This window comes from Bradyrhizobium sp. NAS96.2 (assembly GCF_001908235.1).
Lineage (GTDB): Bacteria > Pseudomonadota > Alphaproteobacteria > Rhizobiales > Xanthobacteraceae > Bradyrhizobium.
Window position 1 is genome coordinate 115633 of the sequence record NZ_LGHK01000071.1, and the last position, 18051, is coordinate 133683.

At 65.0% G+C, this 18051-nt stretch carries 16 protein-coding genes and 1 pseudogene; 9 read left to right on the forward strand and 8 right to left on the reverse strand.

Translation table 11 applies throughout. The annotated features are described in order from the left end of the window. Positions 1-79 precede the first annotated feature (79 nt). From AC628_RS16905 to AC628_RS44030, 7 genes and pseudogenes are all read left to right on the forward strand, one after another. The gene (locus AC628_RS16905) at positions 80-1417 is read left to right on the forward strand and encodes an MFS transporter (RefSeq protein WP_074127920.1); all 1338 of its coding nucleotides are present in this window, start codon (positions 80-82) and stop codon (positions 1415-1417) included. Positions 1418-1730: 313 nt separating this feature from the next. After that, a complete protein-coding gene (locus tag AC628_RS16910) occupies positions 1731-2636 on the forward strand; it encodes a LysR family transcriptional regulator (protein WP_074127921.1) in 906 nt (301 codons plus the stop codon). Between the two features lie 126 nt (positions 2637-2762). Further along, a complete protein-coding gene (gene kdgD, locus AC628_RS16915; RefSeq protein WP_074127922.1) occupies positions 2763-3704 on the forward strand; it encodes a 5-dehydro-4-deoxyglucarate dehydratase in 942 nt (313 codons plus the stop codon). 31 nt (positions 3705-3735) lie between these two features. Beyond that, the gene (gene gudD, locus AC628_RS16920) at positions 3736-5091 is read left to right on the forward strand and encodes a glucarate dehydratase (protein WP_074127923.1); all 1356 of its coding nucleotides are present in this window, start codon (positions 3736-3738) and stop codon (positions 5089-5091) included. 22 nt (positions 5092-5113) lie between these two features. Further along, complete coding sequence (locus tag AC628_RS16925; protein ID WP_074127924.1) at positions 5114-6562, forward strand: aldehyde dehydrogenase family protein; 1449 nt, start codon at positions 5114-5116, stop codon at positions 6560-6562. 227 nt (positions 6563-6789) lie between these two features. After that, a pseudogene (garD, locus tag AC628_RS16930) lies at positions 6790-8332 on the forward strand (galactarate dehydratase). A gap of 97 nt (positions 8333-8429) precedes the next feature. Then, positions 8430-8600 carry a hypothetical protein gene (locus AC628_RS44030; protein ID WP_168193389.1) on the forward strand — a complete coding sequence of 57 codons (171 nt, stop codon included), beginning with the start codon at positions 8430-8432 and terminating at the stop codon, positions 8598-8600. Positions 8601-8642: 42 nt separating this feature from the next. Here the strand turns inward: AC628_RS44030 and AC628_RS16935 are convergent, their stop codons facing one another. Together AC628_RS16935 and AC628_RS16940 are read right to left on the reverse strand one after the other, a co-directional pair. Then, positions 8643-10148: a CYTH and CHAD domain-containing protein gene (locus tag AC628_RS16935; RefSeq protein ID WP_074127925.1), complete on the reverse strand. Its 1506-nt coding sequence runs from the start codon at positions 10146-10148 to the stop codon at positions 8643-8645. 96 nt (positions 10149-10244) lie between these two features. Beyond that, positions 10245-10505 carry a hypothetical protein gene (locus AC628_RS16940; RefSeq protein WP_074127926.1) on the reverse strand — a complete coding sequence of 87 codons (261 nt, stop codon included), beginning with the start codon at positions 10503-10505 and terminating at the stop codon, positions 10245-10247. A gap of 218 nt (positions 10506-10723) precedes the next feature. Between AC628_RS16940 and AC628_RS44035 the strand changes: the two genes are divergently transcribed. Then, positions 10724-10900, forward strand: coding sequence for a hypothetical protein (locus AC628_RS44035; RefSeq protein ID WP_168193390.1), 177 nt, complete (start codon positions 10724-10726; stop codon positions 10898-10900). A 44-nt stretch (positions 10901-10944) separates the two neighbouring features. Here AC628_RS44035 and AC628_RS16945 read toward each other — a convergent pair whose 3' ends face one another. Genes AC628_RS16945 through leuC form a run of 6 tightly spaced genes read right to left on the reverse strand, consistent with a single transcriptional unit; the run spans position 10945 to position 16877 of the window. Beyond that, a complete protein-coding gene (locus AC628_RS16945) occupies positions 10945-11817 on the reverse strand; it encodes an ABC transporter permease (RefSeq protein WP_074127927.1) in 873 nt (290 codons plus the stop codon). Beyond that, positions 11814-12647, reverse strand: coding sequence for an ABC transporter ATP-binding protein (locus AC628_RS16950; RefSeq protein ID WP_074127928.1), 834 nt, complete (start codon positions 12645-12647; stop codon positions 11814-11816). Before AC628_RS16950 ends, AC628_RS16945 begins: the two co-directional genes overlap by 4 nt. After that, positions 12644-13705: an ABC transporter substrate-binding protein gene (locus AC628_RS16955; protein WP_074127929.1), complete on the reverse strand. Its 1062-nt coding sequence runs from the start codon at positions 13703-13705 to the stop codon at positions 12644-12646. The genes AC628_RS16950 and AC628_RS16955 overlap by 4 nt, the downstream gene beginning before the upstream one ends. Further along, on the reverse strand, positions 13705-14838 hold the full coding sequence (leuB, locus tag AC628_RS16960) for a 3-isopropylmalate dehydrogenase (RefSeq protein ID WP_083632950.1): 1134 nt from the start codon (positions 14836-14838) through the stop codon (positions 13705-13707). Before leuB ends, AC628_RS16955 begins: the two co-directional genes overlap by 1 nt. Then, positions 14835-15470, reverse strand: coding sequence for a 3-isopropylmalate dehydratase small subunit (gene leuD, locus AC628_RS16965; RefSeq protein ID WP_074127930.1), 636 nt, complete (start codon positions 15468-15470; stop codon positions 14835-14837). Before leuD ends, leuB begins: the two co-directional genes overlap by 4 nt. A gap of 3 nt (positions 15471-15473) precedes the next feature. Next, positions 15474-16877 (reverse strand): 3-isopropylmalate dehydratase large subunit, encoded by a 1404-nt coding sequence (gene leuC / locus AC628_RS16970; RefSeq protein ID WP_074127931.1) that lies wholly within the window; start codon positions 16875-16877, stop codon positions 15474-15476. Between the two features lie 145 nt (positions 16878-17022). Between leuC and AC628_RS16975 the strand changes: the two genes are divergently transcribed. Continuing rightward, positions 17023-17811, forward strand: coding sequence for an IclR family transcriptional regulator (locus AC628_RS16975; protein ID WP_074127932.1), 789 nt, complete (start codon positions 17023-17025; stop codon positions 17809-17811). Positions 17812-18051: the final 240 nt, after the last annotated feature.

Below are 18051 nucleotides of genomic sequence, written 5' to 3' on the forward strand. Positions count from 1 at the left end.
ATCAATACCCGTTTCGGCTTGGACCCATTGTCGTCATCTCTCTAGGACAGACCCCGAGGAAATTTCCAAGGAGGCGCGAATGAGCGCAATTGTGTCCGCCACGGATGCGCGGCGATCCCGCGTCCGGCTGTTGATCGTGACGATGCTGTTTCTCGTCACCACCGTGAACTACGCCGATCGCGCCACGCTCTCGATCGCCGGTCCCGCCCTCTCCAAGGAACTGCATCTCGACCCGGTCGCGATGGGTTACGTGTTCTCGGCCTTCGGCTGGTCCTATGTGATCGCGCAGGTGCCGTGCGGCTGGCTGCTCGACCGCTACGGCTCCAAATGGGTCTATGCGATCAGCATCATCGTCTGGTCGATGCTCACCGCGATGCAGGGCATGGTCGGATTCCTGGCCGCGGGAACCGCCGTCGTCGTGCTGTTCGCGCTGCGCTTCCTGGTCGGCATTGCCGAGGCGCCGTCATTCCCGGCCAATGCGCGCATCGTCGCGGCCTGGTTCCCGGGCAATGAGCGCGGCACCGCATCGGCCTTCTTCAATTCAGGGCAGTATTTCGCGACCGTGATCTTCGCGCCGCTGATGGGCTGGATCGCGCATGAGCATGGCTGGAGCCGCGTGTTCTACGTGATGGGCGGGCTCGGTATCATCATGGGGATCGTCTGGATCAAGACGATCTACGAACCGAAGGATCATCCTGGGATCAACGAGGCCGAGTTCGACTACATCAAGCAGGGCGGCGCCCTGGTCGACATGGATGCGGCGAAGGACAGCAAGGCACAGGACAGCGGCCCGCGCTGGGACCACATCCGCCAGCTGCTCGCCAACCGCATGATGCTCGGCGTCTATATCGGCCAGTACTGCATCAACACGCTGACCTATTTCTTCCTGACCTGGTTCCCGGTCTACCTGGTGAAGGAGCGCGGGCTCTCGATCCTGCAGGCCGGTTTCGTCGCGACCTTGCCGGCGCTGTGCGGCTTCATCGGCGGCGTGCTTGGCGGCGTCATTTCGGATTACATCCTGCGCCGCACCGGGTCGCTGACCATGGCGCGCAAGATCCCGATCGTCGGCGGCATGCTGCTGTCGATGGTGATCATTGGCTGCAACTATGTCGACAGCCAGGCGCTGGTGATCGGCTTCATGGCGCTCGCCTTCTTCGGCAAGGGCATCGGCGCGCTCGGCTGGGCCGTGGTCTCCGACACCTCGCCGAAGGAGGCCGGCGGTGTCTCCGGCGGGCTGTTCAACACCTTCGGCAATCTGTCGTCGATCACGACGCCGATCATCATCGGCTACATCCTGGCCGCCACCGGCTCGTTCAACGGCGCGCTGGTGTTCGTCGGCGCCAACGCGCTGGTCGCGGCGATCGCCTATCTGTTCATCGTCGGCGAGATCAAGCGGGTGCAGCTGAAGGCGGCCTGAGCCAGGCCGCCCATGTCTATCGACCCGTCATTGCGAGGAGCTCGCGACAAAATTGCAAAGCAATTTTGCGCCGAAGCGACGAAGCAATCCATGCTTCCGCATATGCCGCGCGATGGATTGCTTCGCGGAGCCTGTCATCGGGCGCGCGTTCGCGCGACCCGTTGGCTCGCAATGACGGAGATGGAGTTGGGTACAAACCCAAAACGGCGGCTTCGGCCGCCGTCTCTGTCTGCTTGTTTGTCTTCTTGGCCAGTGGGAGGCATCGATGCTAGAACGTACAAATCCCCGACCGATCCATTCCGGGTTAGCATCGATGTTCGACCTGAGCCAGCTCCGCTGTTTCGTCACGGTGGCCGAAGAACTGCACTTCGGCCGCGCCGCCGCGCGGCTCAACATGACCCAGCCGCCGCTGAGCCGGCAGATCCAGGTGCTCGAGCACATCATTGACGCGCCGCTGCTGGAACGCACCAGCCGCTCGGTGCGGCTGACCCCGGCGGGACGCAGCTTCCTGCCCGAGGCGCGGCGTATCCTGAAGCTCGCGGAATCCGCCTCGCAAGTCGCGCGCCGCATCGCGCTCGGCAAGACCGGCTCGCTCAAGATCGGCTTCACGGCGGCGGCCGCCTACGGCTTCCTGCCCGATTTGATCGCGGCCGCCCGCTCCCGCCTGCCTGAGGTGGATTTTTCGCTGAAGGAGATGGTCTCCGGCGATCAGTTCGAGGCGCTGACGACCGGCCAGATCGATGCCGGCCTGTTGCGCCCGCCGATTGCGCGGCCGGAATTCGCAAGCCGGCGCGTGGTGGCCGAGCCGCTGCTCGCCGCGATCCCGAAGAAGCATCCGCTGGCAGCAGTCGAGACCATCAGCATCAAGGATTTCGACGACCAGCCGTTCGTGATGTATTCGCCCTATGAGGCGCGCTACTTCCACGACCTCCTGGTGTCGATGTTCACCCGCGCCGACGTACTGCCGCGCTATGTGCAGCATCTCAGTCAGATCCACTCGATCCTCGCGATGGTGCGCGCCGGGCTCGGCATCGCGATCGTGCCGGAGGCCGCCGCCAGCCTGAAGATCGCTGACGTCAAGCTGAAGCCGCTCAAGCTGCGCACGCCGGTGCCGGTCGAGCTGTTCATGGTGTGGCGGCGCGATCACGAGAACCAGCTGCTGCCGTCATTGATCGAGATCGCAACCGAAATCGCGGCGCCGCAGCTGCGCGGCGATTGATGCAGAGTTAGCATCGCTCGATACCGCGTTTGGCTTGGACGCGCATCGAAGCATTTCCTAGAAACTCCGCCATGGACGCGCGCTGCTCGCGCATCCCTATCCCAACAGCGTTCAAGGAGTGGCGCCATGAGCAAGATGACCCCTCGGGAGATGGCCGCGAGAATCGGCGGCGGCCTCCTGTCTTTTCCCGTGACCCCGTTCAACGCAGATTACTCGTTCGACGAGGCGACCTATCGCGCCAACATGGACTGGCTGTGCGGCTATGACGTCGCCGGCCTGTTCGCCGCCGGCGGCACCGGCGAGTTCTTCTCGCTGACGCCGGCTGAAGTTCCGCACGTCGTGAAGATCGCGGTCGACGAGACCAAGGGCCGCGTTCCCGTGCTGGCCGGCACCGGCTACGGCACCGCGATCGCGCGCGAGATCGCCGTTGGCGCCGAGAAAGCCGGCGCCGATGGCCTCTTGCTGCTGCCGCCCTACCTCACGCATGCCGAGCAGGACGGCCTCGCCGCCCATGTCGAGGCGGTGTGTTCGTCGGTCAAGATCGGTGTCATCGTCTACAACCGCGACAACGCGATCCTGCAGCCCGATACGCTGGCGCGGCTCTGCGAGCGCTGCCCGAACCTCATCGGCTACAAAGACGGCATCGGCGACATCGAACTGATGACCCGCGTCTACACCAGGCTCGGCGACCGCCTGACCTATATCGGCGGCCTGCCGACCGCGGAAACCTTCGCGCTGCCCTATCTCGACATGGGCGTCACGACCTATTCGTCGGCGGTGTTCAACTTCGTGCCGGAATTCGCCACCAAGTTCTACGCCGCGGTGCGCCGGCGCGATCATCAGACCATCCATGCAGGACTGAAGGATTTCATCCTGCCGCTGATCGCGATACGCAACCGCAAGAAGGGCTATGCAGTGTCGATCATCAAGGCCGGCATGAAGGTGATCGGCCGCGATTCCGGCCCGGTGCGCCCGCCGCTCACCGATCTCACTGAGCAGGAGATCGCCGAGCTCGCGGCGCTGGTGGCGAAGCTGCCGCAAGCCGCGACGCAGCAGGCGGCAGAATAAGCCAAGCGGCAAACGACAAAGGGAGGAGCAGATGATTCAAGACACGATCCGCACCGGCTTTGCCGGCGCCCCCGTCGTCACGGCGATGGAGGTGATTCCGGTTGCCGGCCGCGATGGCATGCTTCTCAATCTGAGCGGCGCGCACGCGCCGTTCTTCACCCGCAACCTCGTCATCCTCACCGACAATTCCGGCCACACCGGCGTCGGCGAGGTGCCGGGCGGCGAGAAGATCAGGAAGACGCTGGAAGATGCCCGCGACCTCGTCGTCGGCCAGACCATCGGCGCCTGCAACAACATCCTGGCCTCGATGCGCCAGGCCTTCGCCGACCGCGACGCCGGCGGCCGCGGCAAGCAGACCTTCGACCTTCGCGTCACCATCCACGCGGTCACCGCGGTGGAGTCCGCGCTGCTCGATCTGCTCGGCCAGCATCTCAATCTCCCGGTCGCAGCGCTGCTCGGCGAAGGCCAGCAGCGCGCAGATGTCGAGACGCTCGGCTATCTCTTCTTCGTCGGCGACCGCAGGAAGACCAGCCTTCCCTATGTCGAGGGCGAGACCGGCAAGCCCGACTGGTTCAATCTGCGCCATCAGGTGGCGATGACGCCGGAGGCGATCGTGCGCCTCGCCGAAGCGACGCAGGCGCATTACGGCTTCGCCGATTTCAAGCTCAAGGGCGGCGTGCTCGCCGGCGAAGAGGAGATCGAGGCTGTCACGGCAATCGCAAAGCGTTTCCCGAAGGCGCGCGTCACGCTCGATCCGAACGGCGCCTGGTCGCTCGACGAGGCGATCCGGCTCTGCAGCAACATGCATAGTGTGCTCGCCTATGCCGAGGACCCCTGCGGCGCCGAGGCCGGCTTCTCCGGCCGCGAGATCATGGCCGAGTTCCGCCGCGCTACGGGGCTGCCGACCGCGACCAACATGATCGCGACCGACTGGCGCCAGCTCTCCCATGCGCTGCGGCTCGGGGCGGTCGACATTCCGCTCGCCGATCCGCATTTCTGGACCATGCAGGGCTCGGTGCGGGTGGCGCAGACCTGCCGCGACAATGGCCTGACCTGGGGTTCGCACTCCAACAACCATTTCGATATTTCGCTGGCGATGTTCACCCATGTCGGCGCCGCAGCGCCCGGCAAGGTCACCGCGATCGACACCCACTGGATCTGGCAGGACGGCCAGGCGTTGACCAAGGAACCGCTGCAGATCAAGGGCGGCAAGATCGCGATCCCGGATCGGCCGGGTCTCGGCATCGAGCTCGATCGCGGTGCCATCGAGGCGGCGAACGCGCTATACAAGCAGCATGGTCTCGGCGCCCGCGACGACGCGCTGGCCATGCAGTTCCTGATCCAGGGGTGGACCTTCGACGACAAGCGTCCCTGCCTCGTGCGCTAACAACAAAAGGTTGGAGAGAACAATGACCGCTCACCAGAAGAACTTCATCGCCGGCGAATGGGTCGACGGAACCAGCATCACGCGGGATATCAACCCCTCCAACACCAAGGACGTGGTCGGCGAATACGCCAAGGCCGACAAGGCGCAGACCGAGAAGGCGATCGCCGCGGCGAAGGCCGCCTTCCCGGCCTGGGCGCGCTCGACGCCGCAGGAGCGCTTTGACGCGCTGACCAAGATCTCCGTCGAGATCCTCGCCCGCAAGGAAGAGCTCGGCCGCCTGCTGGCGCGCGAGGAAGGCAAGACGCTCCCCGAGGGCATCGGCGAGGTGGCGCGCGCTGGACAAATCTTCGCGTTCTTCGCCGGCGAAGCGCTGCGGCTGATGGGCGAGAAGGGTGCGTCGGTGCGCCCGGGCCTCGACGTCGAGATCACCCGCGAGCCGGTCGGCGTCGTCGGCATGATCACGCCCTGGAATTTCCCGATCGCCATCCCGGCCTGGAAGATCGCGCCCGCGCTGTGCTACGGCAATACGGTGGTGTTCAAGCCGGCCGAGCTGGTGCCGGGCTCCGCGCATGCGCTGTCCGAGATCATCGCGCGCTCCGGGATTCCGGCTGGGGTCTTCAACCTCGTGGTCGGCTCGGGCTCGGTGGTGGGCCAGACGCTGCTGGATCATCCCGACGTCGCCGCGATCTCCTTCACCGGCTCGGTGCAGACCGGCCGCAAGATCGCGCAGGCCTGCGTGCTCTCCAATCCGATGAAGAAGTTCCAGCTCGAGATGGGCGGCAAGAATCCGCTGGTCGTGCTCGACGACGCCGACGTCAAGGTCGCGGTCGAAGTCGCAATCAACGGCGCCTATTTCTCGACCGGCCAGCGCTGCACGGCGTCGTCGCGCCTGATCGTCACCGCGGGCATTCACGACCGCTTCGTCGATGCGATGACCGAACGGATGAAGGGGCTTTCGGTCGATGACGCGCTGAAGAGCGGCGTGCATGTCGGCCCTGTGGTCGACCAGAGCCAGCTCGACCAGGACCTCCGCTACATCAAGATCGGCCAGGACGAGGGCGCCCGCCTGCATTGGGGCGGCGAGCTGTTGAACCGCGAGACGCCCGGCTTCTACCTGCAACCGGCGCTGTTCACCGGGACGACCAACCAGATGCGCATCGCCCGCGAGGAGATCTTCGGTCCGGTCGCCTGCGTGATCCGCGCCAAGGATTATGAGGAGGCGCTGGCGATCTCCAACGACACCGAATTCGGCCTCGCCTCGGGCATCTGCACCACAAGCCTGAAATACGCCTCGCATTACAAGCGCAGCAGCGAGGCCGGCATGGTGATGGTCAATCTGCCGACCGCCGGCGTCGACTACCACGTGCCGTTCGGCGGCCGCAAAGGCTCGAGCTACGGCGCGCGCGAACAGGGCGCCTATGCCCGCGAGTTCTACACCACGGTGAAGACGGCCTACACGTTCCCGGGTTGACGATGAAGTTGCATCCGTCGCCGCAACGGAAGTGCCACCTCTCCCCTTGTGGGAGAGGTCGGAACGCGTCGCCAGATGCGTTCCGGGTGAGGGGTTGCGCTCTCTCGTGGGACCTGCGCCCCCTCACCCGCGCCTTCGGCGCGACCTCTCCCCGCTGGGGAGAGGTGGGAATTCGCGGCGCCGCCTAAGTACATCAACCAACACCTTGCTCGTAAGGAGCGTAGCGCATGGACCAGTCGATCGGCGCGCAGGAGCAGCCCCGCTACATCAAGCTCAACGCGCGCGACAATGTCGCGATCGTCGTGAATGATTTCGGCCTGCCCGCCGGCTCCCGCTTCGCCTGCGGACTGACATTGCGGGCCTTCGTGCCGCAGGGCCACAAGACTGCATTGGAAGACATCGCCGAGGGCGCGCCGATCATCCGCTATGGCGAGGTGATCGGCCATGCGCTGTCGCCGATCCTGGCCGGCGAATGGGTCGACGAGGCCCGCATCCGCATGCCCGACGCGCCGCCGCTCGACCGGCTTGAGATCTCAACCGCGGTGCCGCCGGCGCTGCCGCCGCTCGAAGGTTTTACGTTCGAGGGCTACCGCAATCCCGACGGCTCGGTGGGAACGAAGAACATCCTCGGCATCTCTTCGTCCGTGCAATGCGTCAAAGGCACGATGGAATATGCGGTGAAGCGCATCCGCGCCGAGCTGCTGCCGAAATACCCCAATGTCGACGACGTCGTGCCGCTGACCCATGCCTATGGCTGCGGCGTCGCAATCACGGCGCCCGACGCCGTGGTGCCGATCCGCACCCTGCAAAACCTTGCGCTCAATCCGAATTTCGGCGGCGAGATCCTCGTGGTCGGGCTCGGCTGCGAAAAGCTCGCGCCGGAACGGCTGGTGCCGGAGGGCATCAGCGATGCCATCGTGCGGATGCAGGACGAAGCCTTTGACGGCTTCGGCGCCATCGTCGATGCCATCATGACCCAGGCCGAGGCGCGGCTGAAGGTGCTCAACGCCCGCAAGCGCGAGACCTGTCCTGCCGCGGATCTCGTGATCGGCCTGCAATGCGGCGGCAGCGATGCGTTCTCCGGCGTCACCGCAAACCCCGCGGTCGGCTTTGCCGCCGACCTGCTGGTGCGATCCGGCGCGACCGTGATGTTCTCGGAAGTCACCGAGGTGCGCGACGCGATCCAGCTGCTCACACGCCGCGCCGTCAATGAGGATGTCGGCCGCGCACTGATCCGCGAGATGGCCTGGTACGACGCCTATCTTGCCCGCGGCGGCGCCGACCGCAGCGCGAACACCACGCCGGGCAACAAGAAGGGCGGGCTCGCCAACATCGTCGAGAAATCCCTCGGCTCGATCGTCAAGTCGGGCTCGGGTCCGATCGCGGGCGTGCTGTCGCCCGGCGAGAAGGCACGGCAGAAGGGCATGCTGTTTGCAGCGACGCCGGCCAGCGACTTCATCTGCGGCACGTTGCAGCTTGCCTCCGGCATGACCTTGCAGGTCTTCACCACCGGCCGCGGCACGCCCTATGGCCTTGCCGCCGCCCCCCGTCATCAAGGTCGCGACCCGCAGCGAGCTGGCGCGGCGCTGGAAGGACCTGATCGATTTCGACGCCGGCTGCATCGCGACCGGCGAGAAGACCATCGAGGAGACCGGCTGGGACCTGTTCCGCCTGATCCTCGACGTCGCGAGTGGGCGCACCAAGCCGTGGTCGGACAAGTGGGGCATCCACAACGACCTCACGCTGTTCAACCCGGCGCCGGTGACTTAAGCGCCCCCTGATCCCGGATTAACTGCCTGTTAGCCACGTCCTCACTGGCCGGGGAACGTCGCAATTCGATTCAAATTGTCTGGGCACGGAGGCAGCCATGAGCCGGACATTCGACGATCTCAAGGACAAGGCCGACCGCGCTGAGCGGCTGGTGCGCACGGGTTTGGACCCGCTGACCGCCGAGCGGCTGCGGGCATTCGCCGAGGATTGCCGCCGTCAGATGGCAGCGACCGAGCGGGACGAGCGCGGCGCACCACACGCGGCGTGAGACATCGCTTCATACGAAAGCCGCGACAAGACGGTGCATGCCCTAAAACGGCTTCAGTCCGCGCACTTCCTGCGCGGCGATCTTGATCAGCGGCTTGACCGCCTGCTCCTCGCGGCCCAGCACCACGCCGGATGCGAAGGCACGGTCGCGTTCCCTGCGGTGCGGCGCCTTGAGCGTGGCGTCGACCGCCAGCTTGCGGTGCGCGACGAAATCGTTGAGCGAGCCGAGCGCGTCCTGGATCCGCTTCAGCTGCTTTGACAGCCGCTTGAGCTGCTTCCGCTCGTGCTTACCCGCGAACAGACTCTCAAAGAAGTCGATCGCGTATCTGATCTTCTTGGCTCTAATACGCACTTTGTGCCGCTGCCGGGCCGACAATTCGTTAATATGGCGGCCATCCTTGCGCAGCTTTCTGATCCGGCGATGCAGCAGCGCGGCGGCGAACTCGCCGACCGGACCGCCTTCGTCGTCGGCCGCGATCGTCTGCTTTGCTTCGATCCATTGCATGGTATCGATCAGCATCGACCGGTAATGCTGCGAATCGACCGCCTGCCTCGCGCGCGCGAATGCCCGGTCGCGGCGGACGGAGAATTCCTGCCGGATCGCCCTGCCGCCCCGTCGCAACAGCGCATCATGCGACGCAGGCTCGATATCTTCCTTGACGAACACGTCCAGTTCGCGTGCCGGCGCGAGCGCGCTGGTCAGCCACTTCAACTGCGCCTTGACCTCTTCGGTCGAAGCCTTGGGCAGGATCTTCGAGAACAACGAGATCGCGGCGCGCAGCCGCCGCAGGCCGACCCGCATCTGGTGAACACCTTCGTGCTCTCCCTCGCGGACCGCATCCGCATTCGACGAGAAGTGACGGAACGTTGAACGCGCGATTACCCGAAAGGCTTCGCCTGCCGTGAACTCGGAATCAAGCATGACGCTCTCGGCGGAGACGGAGCTATGCTGATCATGACCTGCGAGTTCATACCCACGCTCGGCCTTCGAGCAGGGATCGAGTTCAGCGCCCGACCGCCGCTCCAGCGCTCGGGCAACCCGGAACAGATCGAGCACCCGCCCGCTCTTCAGCTCGAGCTCGACCTCCCGGATCGGACGGGACCGATGGCCAGCTGTCGTGTGACCGCGATCGATGGCAAGCTCGATCTCGCTGCGCTTGGTCCGAAGCGGCACTGTGATGCGCTGCACCGATGTCTCGAACACCGGCTTCAGCTTGCGGCGCAGTCTGCCCGACGCGAGCTCCTCGAGCGGCGTGCCCTCGGCCTTTTCTAGGTCGAACGCGTCATCCTTGAGCTCGCTCTCCCATTCGCCGCGCTCGAACTGTGGGCCCGTCTCCGACTTGATCGTCTGAACATAGTCATGGCCGTCATAGCGCACGCGCAGCGTCAGCCCATGCCGTTTCAGCTTGTGCTTCGCGGTATCGAAATAGGTTGAGACGAGATCGCTCGTTGACGGCTCACCGCTCTTGGCGCCGGCGATCCGCGGCTTCTCCAGCGACTTGAGCTTGCGTGCTGGAACGCGAAATTTGAGCTCTGTCTCGGCAGCCATTGCCTCTCCACGGGTAGACCATCGCAATCACGCGACAAGCAAAAGTCCGCCGCGACGGGATCGCAGCGGACTTTGGATCACACGCCCGTTCAACTATTAGTCGTCGTCGTCGTGATGAATCACGGTCTTGCTGCGATTGCCGAATTCGTCCTGCCGCTTGATCACCGTGGTCCGATCGCGGCGCGGCTCGCGCTCCCTGATCACCGTGGTGCGGTCACGATCTCGGTCGCGATACTCGGGCGCCCGGCCGACCGTCACGCCGGCGCCAACCGGACCTACGCGGACACCGACATCGTCGGCGAACACAGGCGATGCGATCGCGGTCACCATGGCCGCGGCGAGCAGATACTTCCTCATCACGTCTCTCCTCCTCCAGTTGCGACGTGAAGGACGAACGCTCGCTGCGACATACCGTTCCTATGCCGGCTCTGCTGCACATGCTCAGCCGCATGCGCGAAATATTGCGTGGGGAACTCCGCTGAACAGGCATTCACCTGTATGGCGAAATGCTCATGTTCCACGCGTTGAATAGCCTGATTTGATGTCCCACGTCCTCACTAACAGGAGGACGTTCCATGAAGCAATCACAGCACTTCCTCGACAATGCCGAGAACTGCGCGCAGCTTGCCGAACGCGCCGACGACGAGCCGACCTACAATCGCTTCAAGCGAATGGAAGCGGCTTGGCGCGCACTGGCAGTTGAACAGGATTGGCTCGACGGCGAGACCTCGCCGGCGCAAACCGCAGCGTAATTCGGGGTCCGTGGCGGCGGATGCGACGCCGTCACGGCCCTCGCCTATTCGGCGCTGCGTTGCCGCTGCCAGCGCAGCAGATAGGCCTGCAGCCGCCAGATGATTGCCGACAGCACGACGCCGACCAGCATCAGCACCACGACCGCGACCATCATGCCGGAGGCCTCGCCGCGCGCCTCGGACTCGATGATCAGTCGGCCGATGCCGCGCTCGGCGCCGATGAACTCGCCGACGATGACGCCGATCAGCGCAAAGGAGATCGCGGGAGTCAGCGAGGCGAACACCCAGGCCATGGTGGAGGGGATCACCACCGTGCGGGTGATCTGCCACTCGCTGGCGCCGAGCAGCCGCGCGGCGTTGGTAAAACCCTCGTCGATCGAGCGCGCGCCCTCGAAGGTGTTGAAGAACACCAGGAACACGACGACGATCCACGACGTCACGATCTTCGACATGTCGCCGATCCCGAACGCCAGCACGATGATCGGCGCCAGCGCGATCCGCGGGATCGAATTCACCGCGGTGATGAAGGGCTGAAAGATCGCGCTCAGCCGATCGGACCGCCCGAGGACCAGCCCGGCGACGAAGCCGCTGACCACGCCGGTGACGAAGCCAAAGAAGGTGTTCTTCAGCGTGATCGCGGTTGCCGCCCAGAGGTTGTTCTCGTTGCGCGCCAGGCACTTTCCGAACTCGCCGTTGAACCAGCCGTTGAAGACACCGAGCTTCGAGGTCAGGCAGCTCTGGATCAGAAAATTGTCTGATATCATCGACGGCTTCGAGATGAAATACGGATCGAGCAGGTCGGGCACCAGCCATGGCAGCTTGGTGCGCAGGTCGTAGCCCCATTGCCACACCGACAGCACGATGGCGCAGATCAGGACCTGCCAGCCGACGGTGCCGAGCGTGCCGTACCTCCTCATGTGCTGCGGCCCTTGACGAACTCCTCGCCGAGCGAATGCCAGATGTGCTGGAACAGCTCGGCATAATGCGGCGTCTCGCGCACCTTCACCGCGTCACGCGGGCGATCGAAATCGACGGTGAACATGTCCTTGATGCGGCCCGGCCGCGCCGAGAACAGGATGATGCGGTCGGCCAAGGTCAGCGCCTCGCCGAGATCATGGGTCACGAACAGCACGGTCTGCTGCTCGCGTTCCCAGATCCGCAGCAGCACCTCGTGCATGTCGATCTTGGTGTGGGTGTCGAGCGCGCCGAACGGCTCGTCCATCAGCAGGATCTGCGGCTCGATGATCAGCGTCCGCATCAGCGCCGCGCGCTGCCGCATGCCGCCCGACAATGCCGACGGATAGGCGTTCTCGAATCCTCTCAAGCCGGCCTGCGCGACGCACTCCGCGATTCGCTCTTTCCGTGCCGACGCCGGCACGCCTGACAGCTCCAGCCCATAGCCGATATTGTCGCCGACGGTTCGCCACGGAAACAGCGTGTCGCGCTGGAAGACGTAGCCGACATTGGGCGTCGCCTTGCCGGCGACGACGCGCTTGCCGTCGATCAGGATCTCGCCGCCGGTGGGGCGGATCAGCGAGGCGATCATGTTGAGCACCGTGCTCTTGCCGGAGCCCGACGGCCCGAGCAGCGCGACGAACTCGCCGCGGCGGACGTCGAAACTGACGTCGCGGACCGCCTCGATCGTGGTCTTGGCAAGCTGGAACGACTTGCTCAGGCCTTTGACCTCGACGCGGCGCTCGGCCGAGGCGCGCGGCGACACGGTTGCGCTCGTCTCGAGCGCACTCAACCCGGATAGGCCTTTCGCGCCGCGTCGATGAGGTTCGAGTTGACCACATCTGCAATCTTGAGCGGCTTGATGCCGGTCATCTCGCGGAACCAGACCTTCTCGCCGCGCGCGAAGCTCGCGGCATCGACCGAGCCTTCGTAATCCGCGACCTTCTGGATCGCGGTGATCTCAAGCAGATTGGCGTCGCGCGAGGTGCTGCCGACATAGGGCTCGATGGCGTCGTAGACCACGGTCGGCTTGTGCGCCTTGATCCATTGCGACGCGCGCCACAGCGCCGTGACATAAGCCTGCATCTTGGCCGGGTCCTTGTCGATGGTGGCCTGCAGCGTGAAATGCGCGGTGACCGGCACCTTGCCGCCGATATGCTTGTTCCAGATCGCCTCATCAGTGCCGTCGAACAGCAATTCGCCCCAGCCCTGCTGCTGCGCCTCGTTCAACAGCGACAGCGAGCTGACCAGGATGTCGACCTGCTTCGACTTCAGCGAGCCCAGCATGGTGTCGACGTTGCCGGTGCCGATCCAGGTCACCTTGTCGTCCAGCCCCATGGTTTCCATGTAGTAGGACGCCCAGACATGGTTGGTGCCGCCGAGCGAGGACACCGAGACGATCGGCTTGCGGCCATCGGGCCGCTTCCATTGCGTGAAGGCCTCCAGCGAGTTGATGCCCTGCTCCTTCAGATCCTTGCGCAGGATGAACATCACCGAGTTCGATCGCGTGTCGACCGGCAGCAGTACGCGCGCGGCGCGGCCGTGATTGGTCAGCTGCATCGGATGGGTGACGTCGCCGATCCCGATGTCGCCCTGCGACGAGGCGATGATCTCGCGGGTCTTCACGCCACTGCCGCCCTGCACCAGCTTGCAGTCGAGCCCGGCTTCCTTGAAGTAGCCGATACGGTCTGCGACGAATTGCGTCTGATAGACCGGCACCGCGACCGGATAGATCGCGCGGCCGGTGGCCGCCTGCGCCCATGCCCGCCCGCTCGCCAGCGCCGCGCCACCCGCGGCGATCACCGTCAGGGCTGAACGTCTCGAAATGTAGGGCATGGCAACATCTGCCATCACGCGTGCTCCTTCGCCGAGATCTTGTCCAGCGCGCTAAGCACTGCGTCGCCCATCTGGGCGGTCGACAGCTTCTTCGCGCCAGCTTCCGCAATATCCGCCGTTCGGGCACCGGATGCCAGCGCGGTCTGCACCGCCTGCTCCAGCAAATCCGCATCCTCGGGCCGGTTCAAGGTCAGGCGCAGCAGCATCGCGACGCTGAGGATCGAGCCGAGCGGATTGGCGATGCCCTTGCCGGCGATATCGGGCGCGCTGCCGTGCACCGGCTCGTAGAGCGCCTTGCGCCGGCCGAAGCGGTCGACCGGGCCGAGCGAGGCCGACGGCAGCATGCCGAGCGAGCCCGAGGCCATCGCCGCGCAGTCGGACAGGATGTCGCCGAAGATGTTGCCGGTCACCATGACGTCGAACTGCCGCGGCTCGCGCACGATCTGCATCGCGGCGTTGTCGACATAGAGATGGGTCAGCTCGACGTCGGAGAATTCCTCCTTGTGCAGCCTGATCACCTCCTCGCGCCAGACCACGCTGGTCTCCAGCACATTGGCCTTGTCGACCGAGCAAACCTTGTTGCGCCTCGTCCGTGCCAGCTCGAAGGCCGAGCGCGCCACACGGCGGATCTGGTTCGTCGTGTATTGCTCGGTGTTGAAGCCGCGGCGCTGGCCGTCGGGCAATGTCTCGATGCCGCGCGGCTCGCCGAAATAGATGCCGCTGGTCAATTCGCGGATGATGACGAAGTCGACGCCCGCGAGCACTTCGGGCTTCAGCGGCGCGGACGCCGACAGCGCCGGGCTCGCCATGATCGGCCTCAAGTTCGCGTAGAGATCGTATTTGCTGCGCAGCCCCAGCAGGCTGCCGGCCTTGCGCGCTGCCGCCGGCACTTCGGTGGTCTCGGGACCGCCGGTCGCGCCCCACAGGATCGCGTCAGCCTCGTCCATCGCTTCCGCGGTGTCTTCGGGCAGCACCTTGCCGGTCGCCAGATACGGGATCAGGCCGTACTGCGCCTCGCGCAAGGTCATCGGCACGTTACGCTTCGCCGCGAACCAGTCGAGCACGCGCCGCGACTGCGCGGTGACCTCGGGGCCGATGCCCTCGCCGCCGACCACGGCGACCTTGACCATGTTGGATTGCGTGCTCATGCCGATGTCCTTGTCGAATGAATCCAGGGTCGCGCGGCGCGGTCGGACGCCTGGAAGGCGTGGATCTCGTCGTCGCGCTGCAATGTCAGCGCCACCTCGTCGAGCCCCTTCAACAGCCCTTCGCGCCGCCGCGGATCGATCTCGAACGAATGCCGCGCGCCGGACGGCGACACGATGGTCTGGGCCTCCAAGTCGATCGAGACCTTGCCGGCGCCCTGTGTCGCCTCGATGTCGGCGGCAAGCTGATCCACCACCGCCTTGTCGACGATGACCGGCAGGATGCCATTCTGGAAGCAGTTGGCGAAGAAGATGTCGCCGAAGCCGGACCCGATGATGGCGCGGATGCCGCGCTCCTGCAGCGACCACACCGCGCCCTCGCGCGACGAGCCGCAGCCGAAATTCGGCCCGGTCACCAGGATCTCCGCCTCCCGATACGGCTCGCGATTCAGGATGAAATCCGGATTCTCCGAGCCGTCGGGCAGATAGCGCAGCGAGCCGAACGCCCATTTGCCGAGCGTGCCACGGATCGAGTTGCCGACCAGCCGCTCGATCCGGATGATCACGTCGGTGTCGATATTGCTGCGCATGATCGGCGCGGCGGTTGCGGTGAGCTTGTCGAACGGTTTCGGCATCGTCTAGCGCCCCATCATCCTGACGTCGGCGATCGCGCCGGCAATGGCCGAGGCCGCCGCGCTCGCGGGGCTCGCCAGATGCGTCCGCGCCCGCGGCCCTTGCCGGCCGACGAAGTTGCGGTTCGAGGTCGAGACCGAGCGCTGCCCGGGCGCCACCACCTCGCCATTGGCGGCAAGGCACATCGAGCAACCGGGTTCGCGCCATTCGAAGCCGGCCTCGATGAAGATCTTGTCGAGCCCCTCGGCGACCGCCTCGCGCTTGACGTTTTCCGAACCCGGCACCACCCAGGCGCGGACCCCGGCCGCGACCTTGCGGCCACGCGCGACCTCGGCCGCAGCACGGAGATCGCTTAAGCGACTGTTGGTGCAGGAGCCGATGAACACCCAGTCGACCGGCGTGCCGGCGATCGGCGCACCGCCTTGCAGACCCATATACTCCAGCGCGGTCTCGACCGCCGCGCGCCGTGCGGGATCGTCGATCGCCTTCGGGTCTGGAATGATGCCGTCGACGCCGACGACGTGCTCGGGGCTGATGCCCCAGGTCACCTGCGGGATGATCTTCTCGACATCGATCACGACCTCGCGGTCGAACACCGCATCGGGATCGCTCGGCAAATCACGCCAGGCCTTGACCGCGCGATCCCACATCTCGCCCTGCGGCGCATAGGGACGGCCGCGCAGGAATTCGAAGGTTTTCTCGTCCGGCGCCACCATGCCCATCTTGGCGCCGAGCTCGATCGAGAGGTTGCAGATCGTGAGCCTTCCTTCGATCGGCAGCGCGCGGATCGCACTCCCCGCGTATTCGACCGCATATCCTGTGCCGCCGGCCGCGCCGATCTGCCCGATCAGCGCCAGGATCATGTCCTTCGCGGTGACGCCGAGCGGCAGCTTGCCCTCGAAGCGCGCGCGCATCGTCTTGGGCCGGCGCTGGATCAGCGCCTGCGTCGCCAGCACATGGGTGAGCTCGCTCGATCCGATGCCGAAGGCGAGCGCGCCGAGGCCGCCATGGGTACAGGTGTGGCTGTCGCCGCAGACGATCGTCGCGCCGGGCAGGCTGAGGCCGAGTTCGGGCCCGATGACGTGAACGATGCCCTGGCCGGGCTGGTCGACATCGAACAGCGTGATGCCGCTCGCCGCGGTCTCGACCCGCAGCGCGGCGAGCAATTCCTGTCCGATCTTGCTGGTCCCCGCGCGGCCGGGTGCCGTCGACAATGCGTGATCCGGCGTCGCGAATGTCAGCTCGGGATTGTGAACCTTGAGGCCACGGCTCTTGAGATCGAGCAGGCCGCGCGAGCCGCCGAGATCGTGCAGCAGATGGCGATCGATATGAAGGAGATCCGTGTCCTCGCTCAAACGGGCAATGACATGCTGGTCCCAGATCTTCTCGAGCAAACTTCGGCTGGGCATCCGCCCTCCCCTGCTCTGTGCGTTTCCATGCGGCTTGATCTAATTGGCGCCAATCTGTGCCAAAGTTGTCGTCAAGTGAAGCAGTTTGGGCCTAACATCACATATGTGATGGAGGCGCGGTACCTGCCCCGCCGCGGAGACAGCCATGCCGAACGCGAATAAGACCGCCATTGTCAAATCGGCCATGCGGGTGTTTGCAGTTCTGGAGTTCTTTCGGGAAACAAAGCGGGCTGCTTCCGTGACGGAAATAGCTTCCGCGCTCAAGATGCCCCAATCGAGCACATCAGTGCTGCTCCGCACTCTCGTTGAATTGAACTACCTCGAATACGAGCGAAAGACGCGGCGCTTCATCCCGAGCTACCGGGTCAATCTGCTGGGTGACTGGATCCGTCGTTCTCCGTTCCGTGACAAGAAGCTCACCGATCTGATGGAGGAACTTTGGACCGCGACGGGCGGCGAAACCGTCATGCTCGGGCAACAGGCCGGCGCCGCTGGGATGCAATATCTGCACGTTGTCCCCGGCGGCTCTCAGCTTCAGTACACTGCACATGCCGGTCAAATACGACCGATGGTTCGGACCGCGCTCGGACATGTGTTGCTGAGCCAAATGCCGAATACCAAAATTCGCGGCATTATCCGCCGCAACAACGCCGAGGAGCCGAACCAGCCGGCACGCGTTCGCGAAGCGGCCTTTCTCGAGGAGGTCGAGCGCATTCGCCGGCGCGGCTTTTCCGAATCAGGCGGCCGCACGACGCCGGGCGCAAGCACCATAGGCATGCTTGTTCCCCTGCCAAAGCGCCGCGCACCGCTCGCGATCGGCATCGGCGGACCAATCGAACGAATTGCGGCAAAGCGCGAGCACATCATTGAAGTCATGCAGCGCCGGCTGAAGGAACTGGCAGATGAAGCCGGGTCGAGATTCGCAGAGAAATGACCTCACGGACGCTTGACGCGTCGTGCGGATGACAGAAGCGTAGCCCGGATGGAGCGAAGCACATTAGGTGTCGTCCCGGCGAAAGCCGGGACCCATAACCACGAACGCCCATTGTCTTGCTCAGCTGTGTCGACGAATTCCCGTATCACATCCGCTGCGGAGTATGGGTCCCGGCTCCCGTGCGCAATTGCGCACTAGGCCGGGACGACAGCGGGAAAAGTTGCGAAGGCTCGCAAATGT

Coding starts and splice junctions, on each gene's coding strand:
- AC628_RS16975 (WP_074127932.1), top strand. CDS start 17,023: ATGCCGAACGCGAATAAGACCGCCATTGTCAAATCGGCCATGCGGGTG.
- AC628_RS16925 (WP_074127924.1), top strand. CDS start 5,114: ATGACCGCTCACCAGAAGAACTTCATCGCCGGCGAATGGGTCGACGGA.
- AC628_RS44035 (WP_168193390.1), top strand. CDS start 10,724: ATGAAGCAATCACAGCACTTCCTCGACAATGCCGAGAACTGCGCGCAG.
- AC628_RS16935 (WP_074127925.1), bottom strand. CDS start 10,148: ATGGCTGCCGAGACAGAGCTCAAATTTCGCGTTCCAGCACGCAAGCTC.
- AC628_RS44030 (WP_168193389.1), top strand. CDS start 8,430: ATGAGCCGGACATTCGACGATCTCAAGGACAAGGCCGACCGCGCTGAG.
- AC628_RS16945 (WP_074127927.1), bottom strand. CDS start 11,817: ATGAGGAGGTACGGCACGCTCGGCACCGTCGGCTGGCAGGTCCTGATC.
- gudD (WP_074127923.1), top strand. CDS start 3,736: ATGATTCAAGACACGATCCGCACCGGCTTTGCCGGCGCCCCCGTCGTC.
- AC628_RS16910 (WP_074127921.1), top strand. CDS start 1,731: ATGTTCGACCTGAGCCAGCTCCGCTGTTTCGTCACGGTGGCCGAAGAA.
- leuC (WP_074127931.1), bottom strand. CDS start 16,877: ATGCCCAGCCGAAGTTTGCTCGAGAAGATCTGGGACCAGCATGTCATT.
- leuB (WP_083632950.1), bottom strand. CDS start 14,838: ATGAGCACGCAATCCAACATGGTCAAGGTCGCCGTGGTCGGCGGCGAG.
- AC628_RS16940 (WP_074127926.1), bottom strand. CDS start 10,505: ATGAGGAAGTATCTGCTCGCCGCGGCCATGGTGACCGCGATCGCATCG.
- AC628_RS16955 (WP_074127929.1), bottom strand. CDS start 13,705: ATGGCAGATGTTGCCATGCCCTACATTTCGAGACGTTCAGCCCTGACG.
- AC628_RS16905 (WP_074127920.1), top strand. CDS start 80: ATGAGCGCAATTGTGTCCGCCACGGATGCGCGGCGATCCCGCGTCCGG.
- kdgD (WP_074127922.1), top strand. CDS start 2,763: ATGAGCAAGATGACCCCTCGGGAGATGGCCGCGAGAATCGGCGGCGGC.
- leuD (WP_074127930.1), bottom strand. CDS start 15,470: ATGCCGAAACCGTTCGACAAGCTCACCGCAACCGCCGCGCCGATCATG.